The organism is Kitasatospora sp. NPDC114501 (genome assembly GCF_055633695.1).
Map to the genome: position 1 here is coordinate 586418 of NZ_JBVKDS010000003.1, position 12750 is coordinate 599167.

The following is a 12750-nucleotide window of genomic DNA, read 5'->3' on the forward strand; positions in this document are numbered from 1 at the left end:
CGCCCTCAGCCAGACACTTCGCCACAGTTCAGAACGGGTATGGACCCCAGCGAACGGGGTTCGGGAGAGTTCGAATCTCGTATCCTCCGCCTTGATCGAAGGCCTGGGAGGCTCAGCGGCCCGGGCCTTCGTCGTCTCTGCTTGCAGCAGCCGCGGCTCGCCCAGATTCAGTGAGCAGGGTGACTCCAAATTCAGCTCACGACCTTGGCTCTCACATGCCCGGCGCGGGCGCTGGGCGAAAGCCGCGGTCTCCCCGGCACCGAGCACCATCGCGCCAAGGGCCCACAATTCGTCGCTCGGAGTCCACCCGTGTTGCAGGTTCGAGTAGGTGATCGCGTCCCGCCGCGCCCCTTGGACGAAGACGTGGTCGCGGATGCGCCCGTCCTTGGTCCTACCGGCGCGCAGGAGCCGTCGGCACGGACACCTCGTTGAACGGTGATCAGGCGGCCCAGATCCGGTGCAGGCTGAGGAGGTCGAAGCCGAGCTCATACAGGAGATGGACGGTCTCAGTGCCGAGCCCCTTGCCCCACTCCGCCGAGTGGAGAGCGCAATCGATGATGCGGGTGTGGTAGGCGGCGACGGCGACCTCGGTCTGGCTCTCGCCGAGCGCGGGATCCTCACCGAGTCGTCGGGCTGGGCCACGGTACAGGCGTCCTCGGCACACGGGATGGCCGCGCGGGTCGCCTCGCCATCGCCGAGCAAGGCATGATCGCGGGCGGAGAGACAGGCGAGCCAGAGGACAACCATGGGCGTCCCCTTGAGGCGAGTGTGGACATCGAGCCGATCTACCGGCTGCCCGTCTTGGAGGCTGACGAGCACTCCCCCGGAGGAGGCAGCAACCAAGCTACGGGCGAGCTGGCTCGTTCCCGACGGCCCTATTCATGGCGCGATCCGAAGAGTAGAACGAGCCGGGATCGTTGTAGTACGGCACGACCTAGAGCCACCCAAGATCGCTGGTCTCAGCGTCAGGCCGCCAAACAGCCTGCCAGTGATCATCCTGAACACGGGAATTCCCCCGACTCGCGAGCGCTTCACAGTGCTTCACGAACTGGGCCACTTGGTGATGTACCAACTCTCGAGCAACAACGGGGAACAGGAAGCGGATGTGTTCGCCTCCCGTTCCTCATGCCAAGTCGGCTCATCGGGCCGCACCTGTCCGGCCTCACCATCCAGCGAATGGTCCAGCTGAAGCAGCGCTGCAATGCGGCAATGACCGCCGTCTTGCGGGTGGCCAAGCATCTGGAACGCATCGACGAGAAACGCTACAGCAGCTTCCAAGTCCGACTGTCCCAGCACGGTTACCGCAGAACGAGCCAGCAGAGCCGGAACCAGAACAACCTGGGATTCTCGGAAATATCCTGGAGACGCACTGCTTGGATCAAGGGTACTCAGACCGGGCGCGGGCCAAGGTCATGGGCCTTCAGGTTCGCGAATTCAAATCCGAGCACGGCGGCGCGCTCACCCTTCACGCTGTCTGAGTCGTCCGGATGGCGCCGCCCCCATCTCCAGCCTGGGCAGCACGATTGCCGTTATTCCCAGGCGCAACGGATTCACTGACCTGCATGTTCGGCTGCAATCAGATGTTCGAGCTGCTGTCGTCGACGCAGCCCGAGGACTAGGCGGGCTGCGTCGTCCCGCAGCTGTCTCGGGCTGGCGCAGTACTTCGCTACTACCCACCGGCTCAAGGCCACGATGGATAGGCGCACCGCGCCCGCCGGGCGCCTCCGCCCTAGCCGTTCTGGCCGTTCCCGGGCGCGGGCATCGCCGGGGTGTGGCGTCACGGCAGGAATGCCAGCTGTCCGCCCCAGTCCAGGCCGCAAGGACGGGACTCGGCCAGGACCCGAAGGCGTTCGTCCCGGTCGGCCAAGGCCACCGCTATCCGGTTGGCCAGCCGCTCCCGCAGGCGTGCCCAGTCCATATCCCTGCATCGTGGGACGACCGGGATCTCGGTGAGTAGCAGCTGCTCGGCGGTCGGCCCTCGCGGGGTCCACCACTGACCGTCCGACCGGCTCTCGATCCGGGACGACTGCCGCAGTGCGTTTCAGAGCGACGCCACGTTGTACCGGTAGCCGAATCCTTTGAGGCAGTAGTCGAGCGCGGCGGCGGTCAGCGGTCGATCGGCCGCGGCCAGTACCAGCCGGCCGGCATCTTCAAGGGTCCTCGGGCCAGGCATCGGTCCGTGCCGGTAGAGGCCGTACACACCGGCTCCGGCCCAGCAGAACCGCCGGTCACCGGCGACCGCCACCTTCGCGGATGCCTCCGCGATCCGGCGACCATGGTCTAGCTGGGCCAGTCGTACCAAGTCCCTCACATGCACGGGTGCGGAAACGGAGCAGGCCACCGCGTACAGGATGTCCGCCTGGCTCCGTCCGATCGGTCCGCGGCAGCCGCAGCGATCGAGCTCCCACACTCCCAATTCCGATCCGCAGTCGCTACAGGGGTCCTCGTCGTCCGTTCCAGGGTCAACCGCGTTCAATGCACCTCTCCCAGGCGGTCGTGCCGGTAAGTCGCGGCCTGCATCATCCACGGCTCCAGTCGAGCGCCACAGGACCTGCTGGGAATCCCGCCCCGGGGTCATCGGAAACGTCGGAGTTAAGGGTGTCGAGAAAGCGGCATACGTCGGCCACGTCGATGCCATCGAGATTCTCGGCTGCTGCCGCTTCGAGGACGACGTGCGCCTTGCGGAGCACGTCACGCGGTTTGCGGTTGGACCTGCCGAACAGCTCCGAGACCGCCGCCTTAGTCAATGGATAGAGGTCACCGGGCGTCCTTGCCGAGCCGGGCTTCACAGCTGCGTCGAGGTACCTGGTCAGCAGCTTTCCCGCCTCCGCAACGTTTCGCAGGCCGGGCAGGATCACCGTGCTGCGCTGGTTCGCCGCCGTGGTGTCGAAGCTCGGAAGGTCGGCCAGCTCCCAAGCGGTCCCGATGGTCAGCGCGGCCCTGGGGTGCATGGTGACGACCACACTGAGCATGTCCGCCATCGGCAAGGTCTCCACGATCACGTCACGGAAGCGTTCGGTCTCCAGAGCTCGCTTCGCCCGGGCCATCGTGGTGCTTGCCAGGTCCTCCAGCTGGTCGCAGCAGAGCAGGACGTGCTTCATACCCGCGGCTGCCGCGAACAGGAGGAAGGTCGCAAGGTAAACCGCACCGTTACGGGTGCGCGAGGCCGGCTTAATCCGATCGAGGTATTCCGCGGCGATGTTCGGGTCCTCGTCGCAGAGCGCCACGATCAGCTTGTCGTCGGGCGGCCCCAATGTTCGCCCCCGTAGCGACCGGTGGACGTCGGCCACTACCTTGAGGAGCGCCCGTGGGTCGTCGCTCTCGGCCCGTGCAATTAGCTCCAGCCGTAGTCGCTGAGCGAGGGTCGGCTCGTCACCGATCCGGAAGTCGGTAGCGTACTCGACCGCAGTGAACAGCGCCGCACCGAGCGAACGGATCTGCGCAGTGTCGAAGCTGGTTAGCAGGCCGCAGATCGGAATCTCGGCGGCGTCCTCATCGTCCAGCCCGGTCGAGAGGTAAGCGGTCCTGCCGAAGTCCTTGTTGAGCAACCCGGTCAGGTGCTGCATGAGCACGGACTTGCCGAAGCCGCGGGCATCCGAGTCCCCGGGCGCGGTTCCCGTCGACCATAGGTAGCCGAACTTGAGACCGGAGTACGCCGCTCCGAGGACGAACTTGTTGATCGATTCCTGGAGTTGCTCGGCGTTGACGTCCGGCTCGTACAACAGGCCGTTCTCCCTGAGGTCGGAGCCGCCCAGGCGTGCGATTCCGGTGATCGGGAACGGGTTGTTGCGCAGGCTCCAGCGCTTCTTCATCCATACCGGACCGGGCAGCGTTACAGGTGTGGTCATCAGGTATGGGCCTCCTCGTTCTGATACGTCAGATCGACGCGGATGATATTGAAGACACGAGGCATACCGCCCTGGGCCGACATCACCAGTGGTCTGGTGGAGGGCGGCGTCGCGCCGTGGGTGGCCTGGTCCAGGTGAACTCGGAAACCGAGGCCGGGATAGTCCCCTCGGAGGGCACCGAGGACGGCCGCGTCGAACTCGTCATCGCTGATCCGCTGGTGCCAGCAGACCGCCGCGCGGAGTCTCCAGACCGGGAGGTACATGTCACCCGCCGCGTCGCCGCGCTGGCGGAGCCAGATCTGCGGCATCGCCTCCAACGCAGCCTGGCGCGCCTCCTTACCGACCGATCGCCGGATGACCACGTTCGCTCCCCGACCCGATACCTCGGACGTCGCCCAGAAGCGAAGGGCGGGCGGCCCGGGCGCGTAGTAGCTGAAGTTGGCCAGCCCGAGGAACCTGGTCCAGCGACGCAGCAGTTCATGGCTGATGTAGTCGAGGCTGCAGCCAGCGGCACTGAACGCCACCCGCACCATAGCCTCCTCGCAGGTCGTGATGAAGAGTTTGCGACTCATGACCCGCTCTCGAGCGCTCAGACGTTGTTCAGCCCTACCTACGTACCTGCGCACTCCGTGGTCGACCACCTCCCGTTCGGCACTCCAGCCGAGATGGCCCTGGGTGACCGCATCCACCGCATAGTCGATGAAGTCTCCGAGGAAGTCTTGGTGGGAGTGGTGCGTACGGTTGTCGAATTTGAGCAACGGGATCGTAAAGTGGGTGGAGAGGCGGTCCGGCTGAGCCCCGACCAGGCGCAGGAAGCCCTCGAATTGCGGATGGGCGTCCAGCATCACTCCGATCAGGACGTTGTAGGCCGCCAGTCGGTCACGCCCGACAAGGGCGGTCCACTCGACGCCGTTCTCGGTCAGCCTGAACGTCACGTCGGCGTGGGCATAAGCCGAGTTGGGCGTCGAAGGAAGGATGTGGCGCTCAACCCAACCGAGCCGCATCAGCTCCTTGAGCACATCGACCGTGTTGTGCACGTGGCGCTTTCCGTCGGCCCGCAGCCGATCCCATTTCCGCTCGTCGAATGAGCCGTCAGTGTCGCTGTCCCGGGCCATCTTTGCCGCCTGGCCCACCAGCGCGCAGCGGATCTCGTCGAAGGTGCGGCCCTCCGCAACCGCCTGAGCCGCGACCTCGATGTAGGCCAGATCCTGGAGCCGGGGGATGCCGGAGCCGCCGGCGCTCACCTGTCGGCCCCGATCTGGCGGAGCGAACCGCAACTGCCCTGCAGTCGATCGGGATCCTCGAGCATGCACACGTAAGCCTCCCTGGGCCAGATCCGCGAGTTGTCGTCGTCAACTGATCACAGCCGCAGGCATATTGGCAATGACTAGAAAGATGTTGCGGCTCTCATAGGCCATGAGAGCCGCAACATCCATATAAAACGCCAAGATTGGCGATTCTCACGGACCAAACACCCATGGCCGACCTAGAGTTCAGGCCAGCGCACAGGCCCTCCGGACTCCGGCCTCGATCTGGTGCGCGCCCAGCATCCGAGCCGATCCGAGAGGCACCCAATGACCGACCCGCGCGAGCCCGAGTACGTCGCCCAGGTGGACCTCACCCGCGGGCGGCCCATGCGGCTCCAACAGGTCTCTGATCAGCGCTACTTGGCAATCATGCCGTGGGGTCAGCTGCATGGCATCGTGCCCGACCCGCGCCAGGCCGAGATGCCCCGGATGAGGCAGTACCTCTCCGCCGCGCAGCGAGAGCAGGCCGAGCTGCGCAACGAGATCCAGCGGACTATCCAGGGGACGAGGAAGAAGGCCAACGCCAAGGACTACGCCCGATACATCGCCGAGGGCCTGCGCGGCTCCCGCGGCGAGCGCTGGGCCACGCCCCCGTTCGCTCTCTGGCTGCCGGGCGACATGGACATCGTCCGCTTCAGGACCCCATTCGGGGACGACCTACTGGCCTACATGCCGTTCGATGCCACCGGCGTCCTGGTGGACGCCGAGACTCAGCACCTTGCGCACATCCTGCTCCAGGAGGAACCAGCGGCCTACGGACTAACCAAGGGGCAAGTGTCTCAGCGGCTGGTCAGCGTGGAGATCTACCACCAAATCAGCCTGCGCGGTGCCCGCCAGATCTTCCACGACCGCAACCTTCTCGGAGTCATCCCCAATAAGAACGTGGCGCTCGCCTCGGACTCCAGCAACCTCGCCACCGACATCACCTTCGCGCTGCTGGAGAGTGTACTTCTTCCGGCTTCGGCCGGAGGCCATGAGACCTCGCTCAGCCGGGTGGTCTCTGCGCGCCCCCGTCAGCTGAAGACCATGGACACTGAGTGGATGACGCTGTCCTCGTTCCGCGCGTTCGTGGTGACGGCGATCTTCGGCCGGCCAGGCTTCGACAAGACCAGCGGTCCCATCTCCGCCCTGCCCGAAGGGTGCACCCCTGAGCTCGCCAATCAGCACATCGGAGCGGCAGTCGAGCTGATTTTCGGATCCTTCGCCCACCACTTCGCACGCCGGACGGAGACGGTCATCGCCGCCCCCGCCATGCTCGCCGCTCTCGGTGCCGTTACGTACCGGTCGATGCCATGGAGCCCCGAGCCTCGGCGCAGTCCCGAGGCGCTGATCGAGCTGCTGTCGGAGGTCAAGTGGGCACGCGACCCCAGGATCTGGGACGGCATCGTGGGCAAGGCGACGACTGACGCACGCACCGGCCTGCCGACGCTCTCGCTTGCCGGTGGCGTCAAGGACAGCGGCTCGAAGACGGCTGCCGCGCTGGAGGATCCGGCTTCACCTCGGTACCGGCAAGTCCGCGGCTCTGTCCAATCGGCGGTCGTCCCGACCACGAACTAGCGCGGCTTGCCACCCCGGCCCTCGAGCGACTCGCATTGAGGGCCGGAGGTGCCCAGGTAGCGTCCACCCGCCGAGACCGGCTCCACCGATGTCTGGCCTGGGCCCTTGCCGACGGCGGCCGTCGATCCCTCGGCGCGGAACACCCACCCGAAGGTACTGCCCGCGGGCGTCCGCCCGTTATGGTTCCTGCCTATTCCAGAATGAGCACCCATATACGATCAAATTCGATCAGAGTTTGCATAATTTACGACAGCAAACTATGTGAGGCTAATCGCCTCTTCGCAATAGTCGACTTCAGGCACTGCCTCACGACATCTACCTCTAGCCTCGCCCCGAGAAAAGCTAGACGAACGGCCCACCGAATACCTTCGAGTCACGCATCTCTTCGCCATGCTCCGAGAAGGAAATAGCACCATGACCGATGAAATCCGCACCAGCCCACCCGTCTACACCGAGATCACCGAAGTGACTCCCGACAAGTGCAGCAGCTGGATGAACAAGAGGACGTGCAACCGCGTTCCCCTGAAGCGGTCCAATGTGGACAAATTCAAGAACATCCTGCGTAGCGGCCAGTACCGCACCACGCACCAGGGGTTCGCGCTCGACTGGCACGGCTGCCTGATCGATGGGCAGCATCGTGCCGCCGCGATCATCGAGACCGGTGCCACGGTGACCGCCCAGGTGACGTACAACCTCAACCCGGACACATTCGCCGCCATCGACGGCGGCCGCATCCGCACCGCGGGGGACTTCGTCGCGCAGATCACCGAGATGAAGCAGGCCAATTCCAACGTATACGCGGCCGCCCTGAAGGTCCTCGACAACCGCAGCGCGCAGCTCCACTGGACCCGCTGGACCACTGGCCGGCTGACCGCGGAAAAGCTGCAGAAACTGGTACTCACGTGGCCGATCGAGGAGGACCTGATCATCCGCATGGTAGGGAAGGGCAAGCAGTGTCACGCCAGCGCCACCGGGCTGGTCGTCGCCTACAAGATCATCACTGAGGAGTGGCCGGAGCACGTCGCGAACAAGTTCTTCGACGGCATCGGCGAGGCCAGTCAAGAGTTCGTCGGCAAGGATCCCCGGGCCCTCTACACGAACACCATGATCAACGTGAACCGCGGCGTCATCAGCCGGGACAGCGTGCAGCAGTCGGCCCAAGCCATCAAGGCCTTCAACGCTCTCGTCACGGGCGAGTCCATCGGCACCCTAAAGAAGATGAAGATGGGTGGCGTGAAGACAGTCATGGATCGGCGAACCGGCGAGGAGATCGAGCAGGAGTACCTCGCAGACCGGTACCCGGAGGTCGTTCCGCAGACGCTCGACGTCAGTGACACATGGCTCAAGGGCAGCGGCACCGGCTGAGTACGGCCACCACCAGAGGTCCGGGCCGACCGCGACGGACTTGGGTTCCAGAATGAAGATCTTGGTGTGATCGGGGCTGCCGCCGTCAGGCGACAGCCCCGATTTGCCAGGTGGCGCCGTTGGGAGTGGGCCTGAGTGGGAGTGGGCCTGAGGTTGATCAGGGTCCGTAGGTTGAGGGCGGCGGTGCGAGGGTGGAACCAGGCGACGTTCGGGATGGTGCCGACATGTCGTAGTCGCCGGTTTCCGTGGGCGACGGGCCAGGCGATGGCGCATTCGACCGATGGGCGCCAGCGGCGGTAGGCGCGTTGCCAGCTCGGGTCGCTCGCGGCCCGGCGGGCCGCGGCCATGAGGTCCGTGGTCGGGACAGACGGTGACGATCCGCTGACCTTGGCCCGGCTGTATTGCCCGCGTAGCGGGCAGCCGATGCACTGGTCGATGAAGACCGCCTTGCGCTGCAAGTACCGTCCGGATGGTACGGACTGCGGGACGGTGTGCCCGGCAAGGGCAAGCCGCCGTGCCGCTGGTGGTGCCGATAGCGGAGTCATCAAGGCTGAACTCGCTGACCACAGCGGTCGTCAGCGGTACGGGCTTGAGAAACAGTCGATGCCATAACTCCCGCAGAGCCCGGCGGGTCAGTCCGGTGGAGTAGAAGTGTCGCCGAACACGCCCACCGGCTTGCTCTCATCGGCGAGCAGGTCCAGTGCAACGGCGGCTTCACAGTGCTCGCGGCCGACTGCCCGGGGCGAGGGTGACAGCGGTGAACAGGCCCGTCTCGGGTTTCGACGGCGAGGTGGGCCTTGTCGCCGTCCTGCTACCGGGTACGGTTCTGGTCGACGTGTCGGGCTTCAGGGTCGACCGTGCAGACGATGCGGTCCGACATGGTGCCACGCGTGATGTGCCAGCGTCCGTCGCGGCCGTCCGGGTCGTCGGCGGGCTCGACGTCCTGCCGGCGACCAAGGCCAGAATGCGGACCGCGTTCGCGGCCTTGTCGCCAAGCTGCTGCTCGGGCAGATGTCGATGTAGTGGTACTGCTTGAGGTACATCTGGATCTTCATCGGGCCGAAGTGGTAGTTCTGCCGCAGGTAGACGATCTTGTTCACGATGTCGGCGTCGGTGGCGTTTGGGCTGTGGTGCGGTGCATTGAAGCGGTCGCGCAGGCCCTCAATGCCCTCCTCCTGGTGGCGTCGCTGCCACCTGTAGAAACAGTGGCCGGTGATCCCGTAGTACCGGCAGGTCAGCGAGACGTTCCCGGAGACTTTCTCGGTGTGTCGCAGGACCGCGAGACGTCGCCGGGTCTGGCGGTCCTGCTGCTGTGGCGGCGAAGGGGAGCATGGCAGATCTCCGTCGTGGTCGGAGACCCATGTGTAACCAACGTCCGCCAGTTAGTAGGGCTTGGTCAGGTCGACAGAATGGTGGCGTGTCCCGAGCCGTCTCGATCACGCCACATGCGAGACGAGGGACGCTTCGAGGCCCAATGAGGCTGGAGTACGGGCTCTCTCCTAGGCTTGCAGCACCGATGAGGGAGGACAGTGGAGCTCACCACGCCAGTTCCGGGGCGAAAGCTTGGGCCGTATCCGTTGGACGAGGACGGAATCGCGTCCCTGCTGGCGCGTTATGAGTTCGGTGACTCCTGTCTCCGGCGCGTTATCCTTGATCAGGAATACGGTCCCCGGGCAGCACGAGGACGGGTCGTCAGGCTTGTGATCGATGCCAGGGTTGTCAGTGATGAGCTGCGCTGGGAGCCCGTGTGCCTGGATCTCGTGGATGTCCGGCGGTTTCGCATCGACGAGAGCGTCGGGTTCAGCTGGGTGCTCTACGAGTCACCGCTATTCACGCACTTCGATGGACTGTTGCAGGTGGATCTTTGCGCCGAGCGTTTTGACGGCCCACGGCCCGCGAGTTCCGAGGAAGTCTTTGAGGGATCGGAACTCGTCTTCGCGGCAGCAGGCGGCACCTGGAGTGCCCTGCATCCGTGGAGTCAGTAGGACCCGTTTCCAGGGGCCTGTGTCGGATATCCGAAGTCGCCCGAACGCTGGCCGCGACCCCGGTGTTCGACTGTGTCCGGTGATATCGCGGTGACAGGTGGGGCAGGCGCCGGCCCAGGTGGCGAGGAGTAACTGCAGCTCGCGGACGACTTGGTAGAGACTCAGGCCGGCGCCGCGTCTTTGGGGGCGGTGGCCAGTCTGCGCAGGGTGCAGAAGGCATGGGCGAGGGAGACCAGGGTGACGTGGTGGTGCCAGCCGTTGAAAGTGCGGCCCTCGAAGTGGGCCAGACCCAGGGCCTGCTTCATCTCGCGGTAGTCGTGTTCGATGCGCCAGCGCAGTTTGGCCATCCGGACCAGGGTGGTCAGCGGGGTATCGGTGGGCAGGTCGGAGAGCCAGAACTGGACCGGTTCGGATTCGTTGGCGGGCCATTCGGCCAGCACCCAGCACTCGGCGAGTTCCACACCCTGGGTGGCGTCGCGGATCTCCCGTCCGGCCGGACGGATCCGCAGGGCCACGAAACGCGAGTACATCCGCTTGTAACCGGTGCGTCCGGTACCGGGGCGGGACCCTTCGCGCCACTGCACTGGCCGGGCCGCACTCCGGCCGGCCTCGATGACCAGGGCTTTGACCGAGCGGGCCGGGTCGGGGTACTTGGCCACCGGCGGCCGCCCGGTACCGCTGTAAGGAGGCGTGACCGGGCGGGCGCCGGCGGGATGGGCGGTCGGCGTGCTGGAGGTCCCGACCACGTAGCGCAGGCCTCGCTGCTTCAGGCCGAGCCGGAACGCGGCGCTGTCGCCGTAGCCGGCGTCGGCCAGGACAAGGGGGACGTCCACTCCCCAGGATCTGGTCTCGTCGATCATGTCGAGTGCGAGCTGCCACTTCTCGACGTGGCCAATGTCGGCGGGGATGCCGCAGCGTTCCCGTCGGGCGACCCTGACCGGGTCCGCCAGATCCGAGACCGGGTCCCAGGATTTGGGCAGGAACAGGCGCCAGTTTACCGGCACGGAGGCGTGGTCGCGGGCCAGGTGCACCGACACTCCCACCTGGCAGTTGGTGACCTTGCCCGCGGTTCCGGTGTACTGCCGCGATACGCAGGCGGAGGCGTCACCGTCCTTGAGGAACCCGGTGTCGTCCACGACCAGCACGGTCGGATCGATCTCCTCCTGCATCCGCCACGCGAGCCGCGCCCGCACATGAGCCCGGTTCCACGGGCTGGAGGTCACGAAGTGGGCCAGAGCCTGCCGGTTGCCGTCCCCGCCCAGCCGGGCCGCCATCGGCTCCACCGACTTGCGCCGCCCGTCCAGCAGCAGCCCGCGCACGTACGCCTGCCCCCAGCGGTGCTGATCGGTGTGCGTGAACGCCTCGAACATCTCCGCCGTGAACGCCACCAGATCCTCCCGGACCTGATCCAACTCCCCAGGTGTCACACACGATCAACGCGCAGAGCTCCAGCAGGACACGCCACCCCCGCAGATACCTGACCAAGTCCTACTAGGGGCTGTTCAAGGTTCGGATCTTGGTATGGCTCGAAGGTGGGCCGGTGCCTCTGGTAGAACTCGGGGTCGTGGCGCGTTTTGACGTGACGGATGCCGAGTGGGCCTTGATCGAACCGCATGTGCCGGTGGCTGCCACCGGTCCCTTGCCGCGGCGGGTCCGGGACCAGTTCAACGGGGTCCTGTGGCGGTTTCGCACCGGCAGCGGCTGGCGGGACATCCCCGAGCGCTACGGTTCCTGGACGACGGTCTACTCCCGGTTCCGCAGCTGGGTGGCCTCCGGCTTCTTCCAGGCCTTGATGGAGGCGTTGATCGCGGAGGCCGCCTCGCGGGGGAAGGTCGGGCTGGAACTGGTCAGCGTCGACTCGACCATCGTTCGGGCCCATCACGAGTCGTCCGGACTGGCGGTCGCCGGGGAGACCTTGGACGCGCTTGAGCAGGCCCTGACCGAGGAAAAGGGGGTTCCACTGCCACGGCAGAAGGCCGTGCTGAGGGTGATGAGGCAGCGGGACCGGACGACACCTCCGACCCCGGCCAGGTTCGTGCCCAGGCACGCCGTCGACGCAAGGCCCGGGCCGAGAAGGCCGAACTCGGCCGGTCCCGAGGCGGACTGAGCAGCAAGGTCCATGCCGCTGCCGACTCCGCAGGCCTGCCACTGGTGTTCGTCCTGACTCCGGGCCAGGCGGCGGACTGCCAGCAGTTCCAAACCGTGCTCGACAACGTCCGGGTGCGCGGCCCGGTCGGTCGGCCGCGCACCCGCCCTGACGCGGTGGCCGCCGACAGGGCCTACTCCTCGAAGGCAAACCGCGCCTACCTGCGCAGACGCGGGATCACCTCGGTGATCCCGGAGAAGGCGGACCAGGCGGCGAACCGGAAACGGAAGGGCTCCGCCGGCGGCCGGCCGGTCACCTTCGATCCCGAGCGCTACAAACGGCGCAACCACGTCGAACGATGCTTCCAGAAGATCAAGACCTGGCGCGGCCTGGCGACCCGGTACGACAAGAGCCCGGAAAGCAACACGGCAGGCCTGCACCTTCGCGGATCGATCATGTGGTTGAAGTCCCTGACCTCAACCACATGATCCGAACCTCGAACAGCTCCTAGGGCCTGTGTGAGGTTGTGATCAGTCGGTCGTCCGCAGGAGGTCGTCGATCCAGATCATCGAGGCGCGGAGGTGGAGGCCGGCGAGGTAGCT

General features: G+C 65.9%; 9 protein-coding genes and 2 pseudogenes. 5 read left to right on the top strand and 6 right to left on the bottom strand.

What is annotated here, in order from left to right:
• The first annotated feature begins 745 nt into the window (after positions 1–745).
• Positions 746–1189 (top strand): ImmA/IrrE family metallo-endopeptidase, encoded by a 444-nt coding sequence (locus ACZ7RU_RS09145; RefSeq protein WP_470340208.1) that lies wholly within the window; start codon positions 746–748, stop codon positions 1187–1189.
• An 852-nt stretch (positions 1190–2041) separates the two neighbouring features.
• On the opposite strand, the gene ACZ7RU_RS09150 is transcribed toward ACZ7RU_RS09145, so the two are convergent.
• The 3 genes from ACZ7RU_RS09150 to ACZ7RU_RS09160 form a co-directional block, all read right to left on the bottom strand.
• Positions 2042–2410 (bottom strand): hypothetical protein, encoded by a 369-nt coding sequence (locus tag ACZ7RU_RS09150; protein WP_470340209.1) that lies wholly within the window; start codon positions 2408–2410, stop codon positions 2042–2044.
• Between the two features lie 109 nt (positions 2411–2519).
• Positions 2520–3848: a hypothetical protein gene (locus ACZ7RU_RS09155; RefSeq protein ID WP_470340210.1), complete on the bottom strand. Its 1329-nt coding sequence runs from the start codon at positions 3846–3848 to the stop codon at positions 2520–2522.
• On the bottom strand, positions 3848–5092 hold the full coding sequence (locus tag ACZ7RU_RS09160) for a hypothetical protein (RefSeq protein ID WP_470340211.1): 1245 nt from the start codon (positions 5090–5092) through the stop codon (positions 3848–3850). Before ACZ7RU_RS09160 ends, ACZ7RU_RS09155 begins: the two co-directional genes overlap by 1 nt.
• A 330-nt stretch (positions 5093–5422) precedes the next feature.
• On the opposite strand from ACZ7RU_RS09160, the gene ACZ7RU_RS09165 reads away from it, so the two are divergent.
• Together ACZ7RU_RS09165 and ACZ7RU_RS09170 are read left to right on the top strand one after the other, a co-directional pair.
• The gene (locus ACZ7RU_RS09165) at positions 5423–6712 is read left to right on the top strand and encodes a ParB N-terminal domain-containing protein (protein ID WP_470340212.1); all 1290 of its coding nucleotides are present in this window, start codon (positions 5423–5425) and stop codon (positions 6710–6712) included.
• 414 nt (positions 6713–7126) lie between these two features.
• Complete coding sequence (locus ACZ7RU_RS09170; protein WP_470340213.1) at positions 7127–8077, top strand: hypothetical protein; 951 nt, start codon at positions 7127–7129, stop codon at positions 8075–8077.
• Positions 8078–8247: 170 nt separating this feature from the next.
• Here the strand turns inward: ACZ7RU_RS09170 and ACZ7RU_RS09175 are convergent.
• Positions 8248–8622: pseudogene (locus ACZ7RU_RS09175) on the bottom strand (transposase); the annotation flags it as partial.
• Between the two features lie 300 nt (positions 8623–8922).
• Complete coding sequence (locus ACZ7RU_RS09180) at positions 8923–9459, bottom strand: helix-turn-helix domain-containing protein (protein WP_470340237.1); 537 nt, start codon at positions 9457–9459, stop codon at positions 8923–8925.
• A gap of 147 nt (positions 9460–9606) precedes the next feature.
• On the opposite strand from ACZ7RU_RS09180, the gene ACZ7RU_RS09185 reads away from it, so the two are divergent.
• The gene (locus ACZ7RU_RS09185) at positions 9607–10062 is read left to right on the top strand and encodes a hypothetical protein (protein ID WP_401113769.1); all 456 of its coding nucleotides are present in this window, start codon (positions 9607–9609) and stop codon (positions 10060–10062) included.
• 161 nt (positions 10063–10223) lie between these two features.
• On the opposite strand, the gene ACZ7RU_RS09190 is transcribed toward ACZ7RU_RS09185, so the two are convergent.
• Positions 10224–11489, bottom strand: a complete 1266-nt coding sequence (locus ACZ7RU_RS09190) for an IS701 family transposase (RefSeq protein WP_470340214.1) — start codon at positions 11487–11489, stop codon at positions 10224–10226.
• A 137-nt stretch (positions 11490–11626) separates the two neighbouring features.
• Here ACZ7RU_RS09190 and ACZ7RU_RS09195 point away from each other — a divergent pair.
• Positions 11627–12636, top strand: a pseudogene (locus tag ACZ7RU_RS09195) (IS5 family transposase).
• Positions 12637–12750 lie beyond the last annotated feature (114 nt).

What these genes read in the sequence shown, in the direction of transcription:
- ACZ7RU_RS09145 (WP_470340208.1), top strand. Translation starts at nt 746, where the DNA reads ATGGGCGTCCCCTTGAGGCGAGTGTGGACATCGAGCCGATCTACCGGC.
- ACZ7RU_RS09155 (WP_470340210.1), bottom strand. Translation starts at nt 3,848, where the DNA reads ATGACCACACCTGTAACGCTGCCCGGTCCGGTATGGATGAAGAAGCGC.
- ACZ7RU_RS09165 (WP_470340212.1), top strand. Translation starts at nt 5,423, where the DNA reads ATGACCGACCCGCGCGAGCCCGAGTACGTCGCCCAGGTGGACCTCACC.
- ACZ7RU_RS09170 (WP_470340213.1), top strand. Translation starts at nt 7,127, where the DNA reads ATGACCGATGAAATCCGCACCAGCCCACCCGTCTACACCGAGATCACC.